Consider the following 18,093-nt stretch of genomic DNA (forward strand, 5'->3'; position numbering starts at 1 on the left):
CCTGTCGGAAGGAACTGACACGGAACAGGAAAGGCCCAAGGATTTGGTCATCTTCAGGACGAAGATATGGTTGTTTAGGATAAATAGCCAAGTAAGGATGCCGGGACATTGTAAGGACGCAACAGTTAACAGGACGTTAGCTGCAAAGGAATGACAATGGACACCTCTAGGATGAGGAAGGACACCGCTTAAGGATAAGTGATGCGCGCTAACGGGGAATAGTTAGCTTTTAGGAAGAATAGGACACCGCTAGGACGGCGACGTACGGATAAAGCTGAAGGACTCAGCACTATTATGGATGATGCATGGAGCACACATTAGTAGCCGGACTGCTGCGAGTAAGACTATAGCCCCGATACGAAAGTGTCGGGGCTTTCTTTTTGGTGCATAGTCACTTCTCTAACTTTTTATAAAAACATCAATTACAACGACTAAAAAGTATCCTAGATCAATTACATACCAGTTGAGTTAGTTTAATTTTCGGCTTTCAATTATCAGCCTATGCCTATCAAAGAACGTATATGAAACGTCAGTAGGTGATACGGCTGTGATGCGGTTTCTTTGCGCGGATATTTTCGCGTGAAGAAGCATGTCTATGTGCTGCTATCAAGGATTGAGTGTGACTATAGTGACAAGAAGAATGCTTCTTCTTCCATACAATGAGTCGTTACAGTCAGAGTTTCTGATGTTGAACTGCTGCGCCAAAAATAGGGCCGAAATGAATGGTCCGCACTCTGTATCGTCCGCCAAACAACTATTTGATAAAGTCCTTAATGACCCTAATACCTACAGTATGGCTGTGCTAGATAGCCATACTCGAGAGTACATGGGGCATGTTTTTGTTTGCCAATTGGACACGGCGCCTGAATTAGGCTTTATCTTTGATAAGGCGTATTGGGGGCAAGGGTTTGCTTATGAAGCGCTGAAAGCATTCTTTCCGAAAGCGTGCCGAGAATTAAAGTTAAATAGGGTGATAGCTACTGCCAATACTCATCACGAAGCTTCGATTAAGTTATTAAGTAAACTTGGATTTAAGCATTCAGGCCAGCAAAAAGATTTGTACGGGCCTTATTATGAATTTGTATTTACATCCGATGTGGCGGTAGATGAAAGTTCATTGGCCTAAAGCCTACCATGATCAACTCACCTTGGTAGCAATCGTCTCCTAAGGCGGAAAATTCAAACTGATATGTTGTATGCCAACGCCAGCTTCCTGCTGGCGTTTTTAGTTTATGCTGCCCGAAAGCCACACTGATAAGTTGAAGATCAAGCTGATCGCATTTACGGCTGATTGCGGCTTTAGCCAGTTCCGATTGGCGGCGTTGTTGCCAGAAAAGAAAGCAGACAAAGCTGAGTCCCAGTATCGCCAGAAGATCTCCAAACATATGTGCTCCTGTTAGCCCTTAGCGGCTTGCTGAAGGTTAACCAAGGCTTTTGCCAGCTCTGGAGATGGATTTGAGTGCAGCAGTGGTAGCAGTACCATGCGCAGCTCAGGTAGCATAACCAAATCCGCAAATAGCTGATTGAAAAGCGATTGATTGCCCGTTTGAGCCAAACGCAGCAAGAATTGTTCTGCGGTATTTTCAAGCGCTAGCAAGTGCCAAGCTCGGCCTGCAATTCCGATCAATACTTCTTGATGGCTCAAGCGTGGGCTAGAAAGAATTTGCTGCACCAGTGGAAGCGAGAGTTTGTCTTCCGCACCCGCTAGAGCTCGAGCTAAAGCGGATAACAAGAACAGATCTGGCTCGTCAGACTGAATCTGTGACTCGGCGAGTTCGGCAATTCTGCCAGCAAGTTTTGCTGGTAAGTCAGTATGTTCTAATGCACCTAACAGGGCGTAAAGAGGTTCACTAGGAAGGTGTTTCAGCGCTTTACGTACATTTACACCATTTTGCTCGATGCTTAATCGAGCACACAGGTCAGTAATTCCTTGTAGGCCAACGGTTTGCCAGTTATCCCACCCTAGATCACCAGTGAAGTAATGCTGCGCATGCTCGTAATATTGGCTGGTCGGCAAGTCTAGTTGTGCACGGACTTGGCTGTGAAAAACCGCCATTTTGTCGTCTTTTGGTTTAAACGTATACGGGTTGTTAGACAGTTTTTCTTGTTGCTCTTCACTCATCTCTTTATTTAGCCTAGTGCCCATGGCTTCAATGACGTATTTGAGGAAGTTACCAATATCGGCTTGCTTGAGTAAGCCACGCTCGTCTAAGTCAAACTTGAGAAACCAGATCCAAGGCTGGTTGTCTTCGTTCCAATAAGCGATAGCTAAATGCGCTTTTCTTTGCAGTGGAAAAGGGTATGGATGTTGGCCTTTTTCAACATTCTCAAATAACGGGTTGTCGATGGTTTTAATGCGGCGGCCCAAATCGAAGATTTTGTACTGGCAGCCACTGTTTTGAAGAAGTTGAGTGAGAGTATGAATGGTATCCATGGAAAATTGTGTCCTAACTGCATTTGTCTAATAGATGGTATCCTATGGCCCAATTTCAAGGTCCTGCACCCAAATAACTTCAAGATACTTTGAGCAATTGATGACACAGACTGAATCAATATTAGCGTTACTCGACGCACTTCAAACTGAGTTGAGCCAACAAAATCTTTGGCAAACCGTTCCCCCAACTGATGAGGCGTTAGCCAGCGAACAGCCTTTCGCGATTGATACGCTCGCTCCGCACGAGTGGCTACAGTGGATTTTTATCGCCAAACTGCATTGGATGCATTCGCAGAATATGCCGTTGCCCAAAGGGTTTGAAGTCACACCTTACTTTGAACAAGTTTGGCAAGAGAAGCCTGAGTATCGTCAACTGTTGGTGATACTGAACAAGATTGATGAGGCGTGTGCCTGATGTTAGAGATAGTGTTTCAAGACGAGTACCTTGTCGCGGTCAATAAGCCCGCTGGAATGTTGGTGCACCGTAGCTGGTTAGATAAACACGAAACCCAGTTTGTGATGCAAACTTTGCGTGATCAAATTGGACAGCACGTTTTTCCGCTGCATCGATTGGATAGGCCTACATCCGGGGTGTTGGTGTTTGCTTTATCGAGTGAGATAGCCTCTAAAGTCATGCCTATGTTCGCCAATCATGAGATGGAGAAAACTTACCATGCAGTGGTTCGAGGCTGGATTGAGCAGGGTGATATTCTTGATTACCCATTGAAAGTGGAGCTCGATAAAATCGCTGATAAGTTTGCGAAAGAAGACAAAGAAGCTCAAGAGGCGATTACCGAGTATCAACCTTTAGCGAAAGTTGAAGTGCCTTATTCCACAGGACGGTTCCCAACCAGCCGCTACAGCTTGATTGAAATGAAACCGAAAACAGGGCGTAAACATCAACTTCGTCGCCATATGCATCACTTGAGCCACCCTATTATCGGTGACACCACCCACGGCGATGGTAAACACAATCGTCTGTTTCGAGAGCACTATGATGCGCATCGATTGATGTTACATGCCTCAGAACTTCGCTTTGCTCATCCATTCACTGGTGAAGCTTTGGTGCTAACCGCGAGTATGGATGAAGTGTGGCAGAATCTGTTTACCCAGTTTGGCTGGTCACTACCAAACACGTAGGTACCGTTTACGGCTACAAGAAACGAATAAAAAAACAAAAGCCCTCGAAAGAGGGCTTTTTAGATCGGGTTATGATTATCGCCAAATTTGCTTTGGAGGCTTATTTCGCCAGCCAGCGTCTTATTTCACGAGATAGTCACGAATCGATTGTTCAATTCCTTTGGAGTCTAAGCCAAGCTCTTCGTGCAGTTCTTGCTGAGAGCCTTGGGCTACAAAACGATCAGGTAAGCCAAGGTTCAGTACTGGCTTGAGGATCTTCTCGCTCATCATAAACTCGACAACCCCTGCGCCAGCGCCACCTGCAATGGCGTTTTCTTCCAAGGTAACAATCACATCATGACTTGCCGCTAGTTCTTTAATCAGTGATTCATCCAGAGGTTTGACAAAGCGCATATCGGCAACAGTAGCATTAAGCGCTTCGGCCGCTTCGAGTGCACTTGGCATAAAGGTACCAAAGTTAAGAATTGCGACTTTTTCACCTTCACCAGCAGTTTCACAGCTACGAACAATGCGGCCTTTACCAATTTCTAGTTCGGTAAATTGCTGTTCGATTTCTGTCCCCATACCATTACCACGTGGATAACGGACGGCACTTGGACCATTGTGTTTGTGGCCGGTGTACAGCATTTGACGACACTCATTCTCATCGCTCGGCGCCATAATGACCATATTTGGGATGCAACGCATGAAGCTTAGATCAAAAGCACCTTGGTGAGTTTGTCCATCTGCACCAACAAGCCCTGCACGGTCGATGGCAAACATAACCGGAAGGTTCATGATTGCTACGTCGTGAATCAGTTGGTCGTAACCACGCTGTAAGAAGGTTGAGTAGATCGCAACGATAGGGTTATTGCCCGCAATCGCCATACCTGTTGCTAGAGTCACAGCATGCTGCTCTGCAATCGCGACATCGAAGTACTGTTCTGGGAACTCTTTTGAGAAACGCACCATGCCAGATCCTTCACGCATCGCTGGCGTAATCGCCATCAGCTTAGGATCTTTCGCAGCCATGTCACATAGGAAGTCGCCAAAAATTTTCGAGAATGTCGGCTTGCCATTGCTGCTTTTCGGCAGTTTATTGTGGCTTGGGTCGAACTTCGGTACACCGTGGTAGCCGATAGGATCTTTCTCGGCAGGCTCATAACCTTTGCCTTTTTTGGTCATGATGTGCAGGAACTGAGGACCTTTTAAGCCGCGCATGTTCTTCAACGTTTTGATTAGCTCACTGACATCGTGTCCATCGATAGGGCCAATGTAGTTAAAGCCGAGCTCTTCGAATAGAGTGCCTGGAACGACCATGCCTTTTAGGTGTTCTTCAGTACGACGAACCAACTCTTTAATAGGTGGTACACCGGATAATACTTTCTTCCCACCTTCACGAATTGAGGTGTAGAGATTACCTGAAAGCACTTGAGCAAGGTGGTTGTTCAGCGCGCCAACATTTTCTGAAATGGACATTTCGTTATCGTTCAGAATGACCAACATGTCTGAGTGAACATCACCCGCGTGGTTCATTGCTTCAAATGCCATACCAGCGGTGATGGCACCATCACCAATTACGCTGACGACTTTACGGTCTTTACCTTCTTTTTCAGCGCTGATGGCCATGCCGAGCGCAGCACTGATCGACGTAGATGAATGGCCGACAGATAGCGTGTCGTATTCACTTTCTTCACGCCATGGGAAAGGGTGTAATCCATCTTTCTGGCGGATAGTCGGCATTTGGTCACGGCGGCCGGTAAGGATCTTGTGTGGGTAGGCTTGATGGCCCACATCCCAGATCAGTTGGTCAAACGGAGTGTTGTAGACGTAATGTAGCGCAACAGTCAGTTCAACGGTGCCAAGGCCAGAAGCCAAGTGGCCGCTTGACTGACTTACTGAGTTTAATAAATAGGTGCGTAATTCATCGCACAGCTTTGGTAGCGTTTCTTTTGGTAGGCTACGCAATTCGTCCGGCGTGTTTGCCAGAGCCAGTGTAGGATATTTTGAAATATCAAGAGTCATATAAATGCGCGCTTATAAATGTTAGTTCTTGCGCTCGATGACATATCGGGCGAACTCTTCGAGTAACTCTGTATTGTATGGGATAGATTCCAAAGCGTGTAGTGCTTCATTTAACAGAGTGTGAGCTTTGTTTATAGCACCCTCTAAGCCTAATAGGGCAGGGTAAGTGCTTTTATTGAGTTGTTGATCAGAACCTTGAGGCTTACCAAGCGTTTCGGTATCGCTAATAATGTCCAAAATATCGTCTTGAACCTGGAAAGCTAAACCGATGGCATCGGCGTATTTATCGAGCTGCGGCAGGACGTCGATACCTTTTTGTCCAGCAGCCAGTGCACCCAAACGAATCGCACATTTCATCAATGCGCCGGTTTTGTTGCGGTGAATTTCTTCTAGCTCAGCCAGCGAGACTTGACGGTTCTCAGCTTCTAAATCGAGAGATTGGCCCATGCACATGCCTTGAGCTCCAGAAGCGGCTGCAAGTGCTTGTACCATTTTGATTCGGTTGCTTTCAGCATCGGTGCTTAATTCGCCTTCAGCCAGAATAGTGAAGGCCAGCGTTTGCAATGCATCGCCGGTTAAAATGGCAGTGGCTTCATCAAACTCAACATGACAGGTAGGCTTGCCACGGCGTAGCTCATCGTCATCCATTGCTGGAAGATCATCATGAATTAACGAGTAGGCGTGAATGCACTCAACAGCGGATGCTGGAGTGTCTAGTTGCTCTGGTTTACAGCCGAGCATTTCACCTGTGATATAAACAAGAAATGGGCGAGCTCGCTTGCCACCTAGCAATAAGCCGTAACGCATCGCCTTAATCAGAGTTTGGTTCTGATGAGGGAGCTGGTTAAGCCAAGCATCAAGTTGCGAGTTGTTTCTTTGCTGATAAGAGGTTAGCGCCTCAATCATACGGATTCTTCACTTATTCTGGCTGAGGATTGAAATCACTAAGAGGAGCATTGTCGTCGTTTTGTAGCAAAATACTGACACGCTGTTCCGCGTCGTTAAGCTTGTTTTGACCACTACGAGCAAGGGCAATACCGCGCTCAAATTTTTTCAATGCATCATCTAAGGCAAGATCGCCGTTTTCCAGTTGGTCAACCAGAGTATCAAGTTCTTCAATTGTCGCTTCGAACGACATATTTTCAGGTTTCTTGCTCGCCATAATTTATCTACATTTAAAAGGATGGACGAAAGTTACCTTAGGGCGTGGAGATGGTCAAATTTAACCAAGTAAATTTGTCAGAAAAGTGCAGTTTAGCGGGTCCTTATGTTACTAAGCGTAAAGCTCGGCTGAGTGAAAGCCAAAATATTTGCTACCATGCGCCCGGAAATCAGTTTCTTATGCCGATTTAGGCCCATAATTGTATTGAATAGTTGATCTGTGTGGCGGAAAGTTTGGAAACTGATATCAATTAAATAGTTAAAGATCTTATGATCATGCCGATAACTACTTTATACCAATCTGGATTTTTGCTGCATCAGCAAGTTTTTATCTCATAGTTTCTAGGTCTAGATTGGTATAAATCACATAAACGCTGAGAAATAGCATGAGGAGTGCTTTGTGGATTTAGCAACGCTATTAGGCCTGATAGGCGGATTTGCCTTCGTTATCATGGCAATGGTTTTGGGTGGAAGCATCATGATGTTTATCGATGTGGTATCGATACTCATCGTGGTCGGTGGCTCAACCTTTGTCGTGTTAATGAAATTTACCATGGGACAATTCTTCGCGTCGTTTAAGATTGCAGCTAAGGCGTTTATGTTCAAAACCGAAGAGCCTGAAGACTTGATCGCCAAAGTGGTGGAAATGGCTGACGCTGCACGTAAAGGTGGTTTCCTAGCACTAGAAGAGATGGAGATAACCAATAGCTTCATGCAAAAAGGCATCGATTTGTTGGTCGATGGCCATGACGCTGACGTAGTACGTGCGGCAATGCAAAAAGATATCGCCTTGACTGATGAACGACATGAGTTTGGTACTGCAGTATTTCGCGCGTTTGGTGACGTAGCACCAGCAATGGGTATGATCGGTACCTTGGTTGGTCTGGTTGCGATGCTTTCTAACATGGATGACCCTAAAGCCATCGGTCCAGCGATGGCGGTTGCACTTCTTACCACACTGTATGGCGCTATCTTAGCAAACATGTTGTTCTTCCCAATCGCCGATAAGCTATCTTTGCGCCGTGAGCAAGAAACGCTGAATCGCCGTTTGGTTATGGATGGTGTTCTCGCCATTCAAGATGGTCAAAACCCACGAGTTATCGATAGCTACCTTAAAAACTACCTTAACGAAGGTAAGCGCGCTCTCGATATTGATAACGAGTAAGGCTGAGCTATGGAAGAAGAGAATTGTAAATGTCCACCTCCCGGCCTTCCGGCTTGGATGGGTACCTTTGCCGATTTGATGGCACTTTTGATGTGCTTCTTCGTTCTGCTGCTATCGTTCTCGGAAATGGATGTACTGAAATTTAAGCAGATTGCTGGCTCGATGAAATTCGCCTTTGGTGTACAAAACCGTTTAGAAGTGAAAGACATTCCTAAAGGGACTAGTATCATTGCTCAGGAGTTCCGTCCTGGTAGGCCAGAACCGACACCTATCGATGTCATCATGCAGCAAACTATTGATATTACGCAGCAAACCCTTGAGTTTCATGAGGGGGAGTCGGATCGAGCAGGTGGTACTCAGCGTGATAAAGGTAAGCAGACCGGTGGTAAGTCTCCAGAGTCGTCGACTAAGGACAATCAAAATAACGAATCAGAACAGCAGCAACAACAGCAATCGGAATCTACCTCTCAAGAGCTCGAGGTCGTCGAAGAAGCGGTGAAGAAAGCGCTGGAACGAGAGATTGCAGAAGGGGCGATTGAGGTTGAAAACTTAGGTCAGCAAATCGTTATCCGAATTCGAGAGAAAGGTGCATTCCCAGAAGGTTCGGCATTCTTACAGCCTAAGTTTAGGCCTTTAGTAAGGCAGATTGCGGAGTTGGTAAAAGACGTTCCTGGTATTGTACGTATCTCGGGGCATACTGATAATCAACGGCTAGATTCTGAGCTGTATCGTTCTAACTGGGACCTGTCGTCGCAACGTGCAGTTTCAGTCGCGCAAGAGATGGAAAAAGTTCGTGGTTTCTCTCATCAGCGTTTACGAGTTCGAGGTATGGCAGATACTGCGCCATTGGGTCCAAATGATACTGAGGCTCAACGTTCGCGCAACCGCCGAGTAGAGATCAGTATTATGCAAGGTGAGCCTTTGTATAGCGATGAAGTTCCGTCTATACCGCAGCAATAGCCCAGCAAGAAACTTATATTAGGCGAGCAGAAATGCTCGCCTTTTTTATAACTGTGACCTCGTGTATAATCTTGCGCCCTTAGCGCGCGTTATCCTTTAGTGGCAATACACATACTCTTAGCGACGACCCGCATAGTCTTAATGACAAAGCTTGTAACCTTGTGAAGTGAACTATGAAATTTATTGTTAAGCCCCATCCAGAAATTTTTGTAAAAAGTGAATCGGTGCGTAAGCGCTTCACAAGGATTTTAGAATGTAATATTCGAATCATTATTCAGCGTCGAACTGAATCGGTAGCGGTTTTCAACCGCCGTGACCACATCGAAGTGACTGCTGAAAGTGATCAGTACTATAACGAAGTACTTGAAATCCTAACCGAGACTCCGGGGATTCATCATGTGCTAGAAGTTCAGCAATCTGACTTCAAAGATATGCATGATATCTACGAGCAGGTACTGGACCTTAATCGTAGCAAGATCGAAAACAAAACCTTTGTGGTACGCGCCAAGCGCCGTGGCAAACATGAGTTTACTTCGATTGAACTAGAGCGCTACGTGGGTGGTGGTTTGAACCAAGCAGTTGAAAGCGCTCGCGTTAAACTAAGTAAGCCAGACGTAACAGTGAACATTGAAATTGCCAATGAAAAGCTGAATCAAGTCATTGCTCGCCATAAAGGTTTAGGCGGCTTCCCTCTAGGTACACAAGAAGATGTATTGAGCCTGATCTCCGGCGGTTTCGATTCTGGTGTATCAAGCTATCTACACATTAAGCGTGGTTCTAAAACCCATTACTGCTTCTTCAATCTAGGCGGTCCTGCACATGAGATTGGCGTAAAGCAAGTCTCGCACTACTTGTGGAACAAGTTTGGTTCATCCGCGAAAGTGAAATTCTTAGCTGTAGACTTTGAACCGGTTGTGGCAGAGATCCTAGAGAAAGTCGACGATGGTCAAATGGGCGTTATCCTCAAGCGTATGTTCATGCGTGCTGGTGGAATGCTGGCAGAGAAGTACGGCATTCAAGCGCTAGTAACGGGTGAAGCGTTAGGTCAGGTATCGAGCCAGACACTCACTAACCTACGCCATATTGACGGTGTAACGGACACTCTGATTCTTCGTCCTCTCATCAATTGGGACAAAGAAGATATCATTGACCTCGCTCGCGATATTGGTACAGAAGACTTTGCTAAAACTATGCCTGAATACTGTGGTGTCATCTCTAAGAAGCCAACAGTAAAAGCGGTGAAAGAAAAACTGGAAGCGGAAGAAGCGAAATTCGATTTCTCGATTCTGGAGCAAGTGGTTCGTGATGCGCGCATGATTGATATTCGTGATATCGAAAAAGAGAGCCAAGAAGCTGCACCAGAAGTTGAGCAGGTTAAAGCAGTAGAAGAGCATGCGATCGTACTTGATATCCGTAGTCCTGAAGAAGAAGACGATAACCCACTCGAAATAGAGGGTGTGGAAGTTAAACACCTTCCATTCTTCCGCCTTGGTACTCAGTTTGGTGACTTAGACCAGTCTAAAACCTACCTACTGTATTGTGACCGTGGTGTGATGAGCCGTTTGCAAGCGCTGTATCTGCAAGAGCAGGGCTTTAGCAATGTTAAGGTATACCGTCCTTAGTCAGTGTCCGTTTACAGCTTAGCTGTAACATATTACTGAAAATTAAAGCGCAACTCGTTGATTCGATTTGCGCTTTTTTAGTATTTAACGAAAGCGGCTGATTTTAAAAGTGGAGGGGTTACGTTTAGGCTAAAAAAAGCTTGAGGCATAAAAAAACACCGCCTAATAGGCGGTGCTAAAAAATTTGACAGACAGGTCAAAAATACAGGAAGTATTCGTTTTGTCTTTGGGATAACAGAGACAAAACTGGTAGAAATCTACCTAACTCGAAGTACGAGTTTGCAAACACAACATCGCAACCACTGAGCCAATTGATTCAACTGAATCAAGCCGTTCAGGCCAGCGTTGCGGGATGAAATATAGAATTTCTCTAGCCGCTAGGCAACGGACAATTTATAATGTTTCAGATTAAAAAAACTAATCCAATTTTTTGAGTGTGTCTATGTCTAGAAGATTGCCACCGTTGAATTCACTTAAAGTGTTCGAAGCTGCTGCTCGTCATTTGAGTTTTACTCGCGCCGCTGAAGAGTTATTCGTGACTCAGGCTGCGGTTAGCCACCAGATCAAAGCGCTTGAAGAGTTCCTAGGATTAAAGCTATTTCGTCGTCGAAATCGCTCCCTGCTGCTGACTGAAGAAGGTCAAAGTTACTTTCTTGATATTAAAGATATTTTCTCATCGTTAGCAGAAGCGACTGATAAAGTGCTTGAACGTAGTGAGAAAGGGGCGTTAACCATCAGTTTACCACCGAGTTTTGCTATTCAATGGCTTGTGCCAAGGTTGGCAGACTTCAACCAGCAAGAACCAGATATCGACGTTAGAATCAAAGCGGTCGATATGGATGAAGGTTCTTTGACTGATGATGTCGATGTTGCGATCTATTATGGTCGTGGAAATTGGCCAGGCCTACGAGCCGATAAACTGTATCAGGAATTTTTGATTCCGCTTTGTTCACCTGCGTTACTTTTAGGTAACAAACCATTAGAAACATTAAGTGATTTAACCAAACATACCTTACTTCATGACACATCTCGTAAAGACTGGAAACAATTTGCTAAGCAGTACGATTTAGACAGCGTGAATGTAAACCACGGGCCGATTTTTAGTCACTCGACAATGGTTCTTCAAGCCGCTGCGCACGGGCAGGGTATTGCGCTTGGCAATAATGTATTGGCACAACCTGAAATGGAAGCGGGACGCTTAATTGCGCCTTTCGATGAGCTACTCGTTACTAAGAATGCGTTTTACGTGGTTTGTCACGAGAAACAGGCGGATATGGGGCGTATTGCCACATTCCGAGACTGGATGCTGGCTAAAGCATTCAGTGAACAAGAGGAATTATTAGATGAGTAACTGGATTGTCGAAGGTGAGCAAGACTGGCCACTGTTTATTTTTGCTCATGGGGCGGGTGCAGGCATGGAGCATGACTTTATGCAAAGTGTTAGTGCAGGGCTAGTAGCTAAGCAGATCCGTGTTGCTCGTTTTAATTTCCCATACATGATTAAGCGAGCGGAGGATGGGAAGAAGCGTCCACCTGATCGTGCACCTAAACTGTTGGAGGCGTATCTGGAAGTGATCACTCACTTCGCGCAAAACAAACCTGTAGTGATTGGTGGAAAATCAATGGGGGGCCGAATGGCGAGTTTACTGGCAGGAGAGCCGTTAGTTGCTGGCGTTGCGTGTTTAGGTTATCCATTTCACCCTCCGGGTAAGCCAGAAAACTACAAAGGTGAGCACTTAGCCAGCCTTGATAAGCCATGCCTTATTTTACAGGGTGAGAGAGATACCTTTGGCAAGAAGGAAGAATTTGCCGATTTCGCGCTATCAGATTCAGTAAGGGTTTCCTTTTTGCCCGACGGTGACCACAGCTTTAAGCCTCGCAAGCGCTCCGGGTTTACGGAAGAACAAAACATCGCGTCTGCTGTGGACTCGTTGAGTCAGTTTATTTTTGAGGTCTACGATGCAAAGTAAGTTATTGCTCACTATTGCTGGTGGATTGGGCGCTGTAGGTGTTGCACTAGGGGCGTTTGCCGCGCACGGTTTAAAAGCAATCTTATCACCTTATCTTATCGGAGTTTTCCAAACGGGCGTGCAATATCAGTTCATTCATGTCTTGGCTGTGCTGGCATGCGGTGTATTGCTACAGCTAAATCTGAGCGACAAAGCGCAAAAATATTTTTTCCGCGCTGCAATTTGCTTTATCATCGGCATCCTTTGTTTTAGCGGTAGCCTCTACGCGCTGGCATTAACGGGTATTAAATGGTTTGGTCCTATCACGCCATTTGGTGGTCTACTCTTTATGCTAGGTTGGGGGCTGTTTGGCTATGCAGCACTACAGATGAAAGAGGTTAACAAGTGAAACACGTAATGCTCTACTGCCGCAGTGGCTTTGAAAAAGAGTGTGCTGGAGAGATTCAGGATAAAGCAACTCAGCTAGAGGTGTATGGTTTTCCTCGTGTGAAGAAGAATACCGGTTACGTGCTGTTTGAATGTTACCAAGATGGTGATGCAGATAAGCTAGTCAAAACTATCGATTTCCAGTCGTTAATATTTGCACGTCAAATGTTCGCCGTTGCGGTTGAACTGAGTGAACTGCCGAAAGAAGACCGTATTTCTCCGATTCTATCTGAGTTATCAGACGTTGAAGCGTTCCCTCACTGTGGTGATTTACGCATTGAAACACCGGATACCAATGAAGCGAAAGAACTACTGAAGTTCTGCCGTAAGTTCACTGTTCCAATGCGCCAAGCGCTACGTGGTAAGGGGATTCTATACAGCAAAGACAACCCGAAAAAGCCAGTCTTACATATCTGCTTTATTGCTCCTGGTCACTGTTTTATTGGCTACTCTTACGCCAACAACAACTCAGCATTTTTTATGGGCATTCCTCGTTTGAAGTTCCCAGCGGATGCACCGAGCCGTTCCACATTGAAGCTGGAAGAAGCCTTCCACGTGTTTATTCCTCGTGAAGAGTGGGACACTCGATTAGCATCTGGGATGTGGGGCGTTGACTTAGGAGCGTGTCCGGGAGGCTGGACATACCAATTGGTGAAGCGCTCTATGTTCGTTCACTCGGTTGATAACGGCATGATGGCTGACAGCCTAATGGAAACTGGCCAAGTTAAGCACCACCAAGAGGATGGTTTCAAATTCGAACCAGCGCGTAAGAACGTGACTTGGTTGGTGTGTGACATGATTGAGAAGCCATCGCGTGTTGCTCAGTTGATGGGCGAGTGGATCATTCGTGGTTGGGCGAAAGAAGCAATCTTTAACCTTAAACTGCCAATGAAAGGGCGCTACGATGAAGTGCTGGAAGACATCGAGAACCTGAAGTACTTCTTAATTGAGAACGGTGTGAAATTCAAACTTCAAGCAAAACACCTTTATCATGATCGTGAAGAAATCACTGTCCACGTTCAGTCGCTATCGAACATCTCACCGCATTAAAGTCAGAGTGATTTGAATCAAAAAAGCCCACCGCGATCCTATAAAGAACGGTGGGCTTTTTCTTTAAGAAGCTGTGATGATTACGCTGGTGGAGTAAAGCGTAAATCTTGTAAGTTAAACCCTAGCTCAATATCGATTTTGAGTGCTGAGACTTGTTTGCACGTTCTGGCAGACTCAATATGTTCATCAAACTTCTTACGGTATTTAGGCGCCAGCTCTTGGGACGCGTAGGCTTGTTCTATGTCTTCAAACTGCGTCAGAATTTCTTTAGCCGCTTTTGGCCCAACACCCGGAATGCCTGGGACCTGGCTAGAGCTCACTCCCGTTAGCCCCCAATAGTCAGCAAGCTGAGTAGGCTTCACTCCAAACTCTTTTTGGATAAAGGGTTCATCAAGCCAGCGGTGTTGGAAATAATCTCGAATCTGCAAAGTAGGAGAGAGTAACTGACAATAGCCTTTATCCGTTGAAATAATCGTGACTTTCTCGCCATGTGAGGCCACTTTCACCGCTAAAGTCGCGACTAAGTCATCCGCTTCGTCACCATCTGATAGTAAAGAGTCGATACCAAGCTCCCACCATGCTTGTTGAATAGCATCTAGCCCTTTTAATAAGGGCTCTGGCATCGGTTTTCTATTTTCTTTGTAGCTAGGCAGAATTTCTGCACGCCAGCCTCTGTCTTGAAGGTGGTGGTCAAACACCGCGATGATGTGAGTCGGCTCTGACTCAGAGATAATACGAGACAAGGTGCGTGACGTGGTGGTGATGGTTCTTGCAATATCGTTTTGATCCGGCTGAGCTGAGTGCACGCGGCGGATAAGGTTAAGAGCGTCGATAATCACAAGGTGGATAGACATAATGTTCCAAAAAATAAGGGCTTATTCAGCCCTTATTGTACCTAACTTACTTTAAGATGCGAGCCTCGCATCGTCGTGGGGTTAGTCCGTACTTGCGATCTTATAGCATGGTACGTAATCACTGCCTCCTGGGAGTTTCATACGATGTTGCTCAACAAAGTCATTCAGCAATTTATCCATTTTTTTCATCAGTTCGGCATCGCCATCGATGACAAATGGACCTTTGCGCTCAATCTCTTGAATACCTTCTGCTTTGACGTTACCGGCGACAATGCCTGAGAACGCTTGTCGTAGCGCTGCGGCTAGGTTCTCCGGACGTTGGTCAAGGTGAAGGTCTAGACTCGCCATGCTTTCATGGGTTGGCTCAAATGGCATCTGGAACTCTGGTGCAATTTTCAGTGACCAGTTAAAGCTGTATGCGTCACCTGTGTCTTTGCGGTACTGACGAACGTCGCCCATAGACTGGCTCATGATCTGCGCCGCTTTTACGGGGTCATCAATCACTATCTGGTAGTGTTTCTGAGCATCTTCACCTAGAGTTTCGCCAATAAAGCGGTCTATTGATCGGAAATACTCTTCACTCTCTTTTGGGCCAGTGAGTACGATTGGTAAAGGTTGATCGGCGTTTTCTGGGTGCATCATGATTCCCAGAATATACAGAAGCTCCTCGGCTGTGCCTGGGCCACCAGGGAAGATGATGATGCCATGTGCCATACGAACAAACGCTTCAAGACGTTTTTCAATGTCTGGCATGATAACCAGTTCATTTACGATAGGATTCGGCGGCTCAGCGGCGATGATCGATGGTTCGGTTAACCCTAGGTAACGCTGCTCATCATAACGTTGCTTAGCATGGCCGATCGCAGCCCCTTTCATTGGACCCTCCATTGCTCCCGGCCCACAGCCCGTACAAATATTGAGCTCTCGTAAGCCAAGCTCATGGCCGACTTCTCGAGTGTATTGATATTCTGTTGGGTTGATTGAGTGCCCGCCCCAACACACGACTAGGTTAGGTTCAATACCTGGTGTGAGAGCGCCAGCATTACGAAGAATGCCAAATACCAGGTTAGTTATGTGAGTGGCATTGGTCAGATTCAAGCGCTGGTTGTCGGCAAGATGCATGTTCACATAGACAATGTCACGCAATACCGAGAATAGGTGCTCTTGAATACCCTTAATAATATTGCCATCGACGAAAGCATGCTCTGGTGGGTTGCTGAGTTCGAGTTTTATTCCGCGTTCACGGCGCACCACATTTACATCAAAGGATTTGTATTTATCGAGTAGTTCTTTTGAGTTGTCGGTGTGACTGCCTGAGTTAAGTACCGCTAACGTACAGTTGCGATAAAGCTGGTAAAGATCACTGGATGCAGTTTTCTTAAGACGCTCAACTTCCAGTTGAGAAAGCAGATCCATGCTACCTGCAGGGCTAATATGAGTGATCATAATGGCCTCCTTGTGTTGAGAGGGAATAAGCCTCCCCACCTACGCTGGTGCGTGTAATTTGCAGGGAGTACTTGTTAGCTTAGCAAAGATTTTTGCTATATAACTAATTGAAAACACTATATCAATGAGAAATTGTCGCCAAATAGAATCTGGCTTTATCTAGAAAGGATGTGAAGCTGCACAGTTTTATGGTGCTACAGAATTTAATGTGGCTAAAAAGTAATCGAAATAAAAAAGACTATTTCCAAGTCAATTGGTTTGGGCCAAAGTTCTTCGCTTCACTGAGTTTTCGATTCAGACGCTCAAGCACTTCTTCAGGGGTATCTGAGTCTTTAAAAGTGGTGCTGGAAGCTGAAAGCGTAATGGTAATGCTTTGATCTTTAAACTTAAATGGCAGTTTGCTGACCTGGCGCTGTATTGTTTGTACGATTTGGTAGCTTTCATTGTCGTTTTGTTCTGGGAGCAACAAAATGAACTCTTCGCCTGAGAATCGTGCAACAGTGTCGGTTTCTTTAAGCTCTTTCAGCATAGTGCGGGCAATAATTTTAAGCGCTTTATCGCCGGCAGTGTAACCGAAGCTATCATTAATCGCTTTAAACTTATCCACGTCAAACAGTACAACGCGTAAACTGTGCTGAGAGCGGATCCAACGGCGGTACTCTAACTCGAGACGATCACCAAATGCAGCGCGGTTGTAGACCTTAGTTAATGGGTCGAGCAGCATTCTTTGTGCTTGATCTTCAAGTCGGCGGCGATAATCCTGAGTCAGCTCAAACAGGGCTTCAACTTGATTTTTGCCATAGTTCATACGCTCTATTAAGGCTTGCTCACGTTGCTCTGCTAAGTTTAATCGCTCTGAAAGAGACGCAATTTGGCTCAGTAACGGGGACATGGCCTGTTGAGCTTGCTCAATCGAGGTGGACTGGGAAAGTGTGGCCTGACTTTTCCCAACTAAACTATCTAGCTCTTTGTTCATCTCTTGGCGCTGCTCAAAGTAACTTTCACTTTGATCGATGTTTTGTGCGGCGCTTTTAAGTGTAGAGGAGAGAGTAGAGTTTACTTGCTCAAGAAACTGTTCTGAACTTTTACGCTCAAAGTTAGTGCCTTCAATCACAAGCTTAAGAATTTGTAGGGTCAGCTCTAGTAGTGTGTGAGTCGATACACCAAGTAGTAACTTAGCGCGAATATCAACCAGTAACTCACCAGATTCACCCTCAAAATCCAGTTCAGTGATAACGTGTTGGAGTTCAGTTGATAGTCGAGTGAATAGCTCACGATCACTGGCGCTATTAAGCTCGTTAATGGTGGTGTCGGGGTTACTGGTAATGATTTTTACCGAGCGCTCATAAATACTGAGGAGTTTGAGGGCTTGCTCATTTTTGCTCGGTTGCACGGCACCCGAAAAGCTCAGCAAATCACGTAAATCACGTTTGATCTTTGCTGGTAACCCGGTAACACGAAGCAGGGTTTCTCCACCGTGTTTGATTTGAGAATCGAGATTCAGCGTTTGTTTTTCCATAGCCAACGTTTGTTGCTTTAGCATCCTTTCTAGTACTGCGAGGCGTGGTATGAGCGTGCTAACGTCTTTTTGTTGTTCTAACGCGTGACGCAACTCAGCTAAACTATCGTTTAGTTTTGAGTTTTCTCCACTACAGGCAATGCTGAGTGACGAGACGATACGCTTTAGAACCTTTTGTTCTCGCTTAAATTTGAACGATGTATCGCGCTGTGTCAAACGTACCTGTTCGAGTTCGCTTTTGAGCTGATGAAGCTCCGATTGAATATCCTGTTCGAGAACGCCCATGAAAACTAAACTATAAGCTGAATACAAAAGATCAATATGATCTTATTAACTAATCAA

General features: G+C 45.6%; 18 protein-coding genes. 10 read left to right on the forward strand and 8 right to left on the reverse strand.

Features of this window, described 5'->3' with window-relative positions:
• Positions 1–640: 640 nt before the first annotated feature.
• Positions 641–1,126: a GNAT family N-acetyltransferase gene (locus J4N42_RS03465; RefSeq protein WP_252030780.1), complete on the forward strand. Its 486-nt coding sequence runs from the start codon at positions 641–643 to the stop codon at positions 1,124–1,126.
• On the opposite strand, the gene J4N42_RS03470 is transcribed toward J4N42_RS03465, so the two are convergent.
• Both J4N42_RS03470 and J4N42_RS03475 read right to left on the reverse strand, forming a co-directional pair.
• Positions 1,086–1,385, reverse strand: a complete 300-nt coding sequence (locus tag J4N42_RS03470; protein ID WP_252029731.1) for a DUF3301 domain-containing protein — start codon at positions 1,383–1,385, stop codon at positions 1,086–1,088. The two genes, J4N42_RS03465 and J4N42_RS03470, sit on opposite strands and share 41 nt — an antisense overlap.
• Before the next feature lie 11 nt (positions 1,386–1,396).
• Complete coding sequence (locus J4N42_RS03475) at positions 1,397–2,434, reverse strand: DUF3549 family protein (RefSeq protein ID WP_252029732.1); 1,038 nt, start codon at positions 2,432–2,434, stop codon at positions 1,397–1,399.
• Between the two features lie 100 nt (positions 2,435–2,534).
• Here J4N42_RS03475 and J4N42_RS03480 point away from each other — a divergent pair, with 100 nt between their 5' ends.
• Both J4N42_RS03480 and truC read left to right on the forward strand, forming a co-directional pair.
• On the forward strand, positions 2,535–2,849 hold the full coding sequence (locus J4N42_RS03480; RefSeq protein ID WP_252029733.1) for a YqcC family protein: 315 nt from the start codon (positions 2,535–2,537) through the stop codon (positions 2,847–2,849).
• Complete coding sequence (gene truC, locus J4N42_RS03485) at positions 2,849–3,574, forward strand: tRNA pseudouridine(65) synthase TruC (RefSeq protein ID WP_252029734.1); 726 nt, start codon at positions 2,849–2,851, stop codon at positions 3,572–3,574. Before J4N42_RS03480 ends, truC begins: the two co-directional genes overlap by 1 nt.
• Positions 3,575–3,694: 120 nt before the next feature.
• On the opposite strand, the gene dxs is transcribed toward truC, so the two are convergent.
• The 3 genes from dxs to xseB are packed head-to-tail and all read right to left on the reverse strand — an operon-like array spanning position 3,695 to position 6,740.
• On the reverse strand, positions 3,695–5,578 hold the full coding sequence (dxs, locus tag J4N42_RS03490) for a 1-deoxy-D-xylulose-5-phosphate synthase (RefSeq protein ID WP_252029735.1): 1,884 nt from the start codon (positions 5,576–5,578) through the stop codon (positions 3,695–3,697).
• A gap of 21 nt (positions 5,579–5,599) precedes the next feature.
• A complete protein-coding gene (gene ispA / locus J4N42_RS03495) occupies positions 5,600–6,484 on the reverse strand; it encodes a (2E,6E)-farnesyl diphosphate synthase (RefSeq protein WP_252029736.1) in 885 nt (294 codons plus the stop codon).
• A gap of 13 nt (positions 6,485–6,497) precedes the next feature.
• On the reverse strand, positions 6,498–6,740 hold the full coding sequence (gene xseB / locus J4N42_RS03500; RefSeq protein ID WP_252029737.1) for an exodeoxyribonuclease VII small subunit: 243 nt from the start codon (positions 6,738–6,740) through the stop codon (positions 6,498–6,500).
• Positions 6,741–7,139: 399 nt separating this feature from the next.
• On the opposite strand from xseB, the gene pomA reads away from it, so the two are divergent.
• From pomA to rlmM, 7 genes are all read left to right on the forward strand, one after another.
• Entirely contained in the window at positions 7,140–7,904 is a 765-nt protein-coding gene (pomA, locus tag J4N42_RS03505) for a flagellar motor protein PomA (RefSeq protein ID WP_252029738.1), read from the forward strand.
• A 9-nt stretch (positions 7,905–7,913) separates the two neighbouring features.
• On the forward strand, positions 7,914–8,864 hold the full coding sequence (locus J4N42_RS03510) for a flagellar motor protein MotB (protein ID WP_252029739.1): 951 nt from the start codon (positions 7,914–7,916) through the stop codon (positions 8,862–8,864).
• A 173-nt stretch (positions 8,865–9,037) separates the two neighbouring features.
• Positions 9,038–10,486, forward strand: a complete 1,449-nt coding sequence (gene thiI / locus J4N42_RS03515) for a tRNA uracil 4-sulfurtransferase ThiI (protein ID WP_252029740.1) — start codon at positions 9,038–9,040, stop codon at positions 10,484–10,486.
• Between the two features lie 442 nt (positions 10,487–10,928).
• Positions 10,929–11,837, forward strand: a complete 909-nt coding sequence (locus J4N42_RS03520) for a transcriptional regulator GcvA (protein ID WP_252029741.1) — start codon at positions 10,929–10,931, stop codon at positions 11,835–11,837.
• Entirely contained in the window at positions 11,830–12,456 is a 627-nt protein-coding gene (locus J4N42_RS03525; RefSeq protein ID WP_252029742.1) for an alpha/beta family hydrolase, read from the forward strand. Before J4N42_RS03520 ends, J4N42_RS03525 begins: the two co-directional genes overlap by 8 nt.
• On the forward strand, positions 12,446–12,844 hold the full coding sequence (locus J4N42_RS03530; RefSeq protein ID WP_252029743.1) for a DUF423 domain-containing protein: 399 nt from the start codon (positions 12,446–12,448) through the stop codon (positions 12,842–12,844). Before J4N42_RS03525 ends, J4N42_RS03530 begins: the two co-directional genes overlap by 11 nt.
• Positions 12,841–13,932, forward strand: coding sequence for a 23S rRNA (cytidine(2498)-2'-O)-methyltransferase RlmM (rlmM, locus tag J4N42_RS03535; protein WP_252029744.1), 1,092 nt, complete (start codon positions 12,841–12,843; stop codon positions 13,930–13,932). The genes J4N42_RS03530 and rlmM overlap by 4 nt, the downstream gene beginning before the upstream one ends.
• A gap of 80 nt (positions 13,933–14,012) precedes the next feature.
• On the opposite strand, the gene xni is transcribed toward rlmM, so the two are convergent.
• The 3 genes from xni to J4N42_RS03550 form a co-directional block, all read right to left on the reverse strand.
• Positions 14,013–14,786 (reverse strand): flap endonuclease Xni, encoded by a 774-nt coding sequence (gene xni / locus J4N42_RS03540; RefSeq protein WP_252029745.1) that lies wholly within the window; start codon positions 14,784–14,786, stop codon positions 14,013–14,015.
• A gap of 81 nt (positions 14,787–14,867) precedes the next feature.
• The gene (gene ppnN, locus J4N42_RS03545) at positions 14,868–16,232 is read right to left on the reverse strand and encodes a nucleotide 5'-monophosphate nucleosidase PpnN (protein ID WP_252029746.1); all 1,365 of its coding nucleotides are present in this window, start codon (positions 16,230–16,232) and stop codon (positions 14,868–14,870) included.
• A gap of 238 nt (positions 16,233–16,470) precedes the next feature.
• Positions 16,471–18,036, reverse strand: a complete 1,566-nt coding sequence (locus J4N42_RS03550) for a diguanylate cyclase domain-containing protein (protein ID WP_252029747.1) — start codon at positions 18,034–18,036, stop codon at positions 16,471–16,473.
• Positions 18,037–18,093: the final 57 nt, after the last annotated feature.

Origin of the sequence: Vibrio sp. SCSIO 43135 (assembly GCF_023716665.1) — a bacterium.
Lineage (GTDB): Bacteria > Pseudomonadota > Gammaproteobacteria > Enterobacterales > Vibrionaceae > Vibrio > Vibrio paucivorans.

What these genes read in the sequence shown, in the direction of transcription:
- J4N42_RS03465 (WP_252030780.1), top strand. Translation starts at nt 641, where the DNA reads ATGCTTCTTCTTCCATACAATGAGTCGTTACAGTCAGAGTTTCTGATG.
- J4N42_RS03470 (WP_252029731.1), bottom strand. Translation starts at nt 1,385, where the DNA reads ATGTTTGGAGATCTTCTGGCGATACTGGGACTCAGCTTTGTCTGCTTT.
- J4N42_RS03475 (WP_252029732.1), bottom strand. Translation starts at nt 2,434, where the DNA reads ATGGATACCATTCATACTCTCACTCAACTTCTTCAAAACAGTGGCTGC.
- J4N42_RS03480 (WP_252029733.1), top strand. Translation starts at nt 2,535, where the DNA reads ATGACACAGACTGAATCAATATTAGCGTTACTCGACGCACTTCAAACT.
- truC (WP_252029734.1), top strand. Translation starts at nt 2,849, where the DNA reads ATGTTAGAGATAGTGTTTCAAGACGAGTACCTTGTCGCGGTCAATAAG.
- dxs (WP_252029735.1), bottom strand. Translation starts at nt 5,578, where the DNA reads ATGACTCTTGATATTTCAAAATATCCTACACTGGCTCTGGCAAACACG.
- ispA (WP_252029736.1), bottom strand. Translation starts at nt 6,484, where the DNA reads ATGATTGAGGCGCTAACCTCTTATCAGCAAAGAAACAACTCGCAACTT.
- xseB (WP_252029737.1), bottom strand. Translation starts at nt 6,740, where the DNA reads ATGGCGAGCAAGAAACCTGAAAATATGTCGTTCGAAGCGACAATTGAA.
- J4N42_RS03510 (WP_252029739.1), top strand. Translation starts at nt 7,914, where the DNA reads ATGGAAGAAGAGAATTGTAAATGTCCACCTCCCGGCCTTCCGGCTTGG.
- thiI (WP_252029740.1), top strand. Translation starts at nt 9,038, where the DNA reads ATGAAATTTATTGTTAAGCCCCATCCAGAAATTTTTGTAAAAAGTGAA.
- J4N42_RS03520 (WP_252029741.1), top strand. Translation starts at nt 10,929, where the DNA reads ATGTCTAGAAGATTGCCACCGTTGAATTCACTTAAAGTGTTCGAAGCT.
- J4N42_RS03525 (WP_252029742.1), top strand. Translation starts at nt 11,830, where the DNA reads ATGAGTAACTGGATTGTCGAAGGTGAGCAAGACTGGCCACTGTTTATT.
- J4N42_RS03530 (WP_252029743.1), top strand. Translation starts at nt 12,446, where the DNA reads ATGCAAAGTAAGTTATTGCTCACTATTGCTGGTGGATTGGGCGCTGTA.
- xni (WP_252029745.1), bottom strand. Translation starts at nt 14,786, where the DNA reads ATGTCTATCCACCTTGTGATTATCGACGCTCTTAACCTTATCCGCCGC.
- ppnN (WP_252029746.1), bottom strand. Translation starts at nt 16,232, where the DNA reads ATGATCACTCATATTAGCCCTGCAGGTAGCATGGATCTGCTTTCTCAA.
- J4N42_RS03550 (WP_252029747.1), bottom strand. Translation starts at nt 18,036, where the DNA reads ATGGGCGTTCTCGAACAGGATATTCAATCGGAGCTTCATCAGCTCAAA.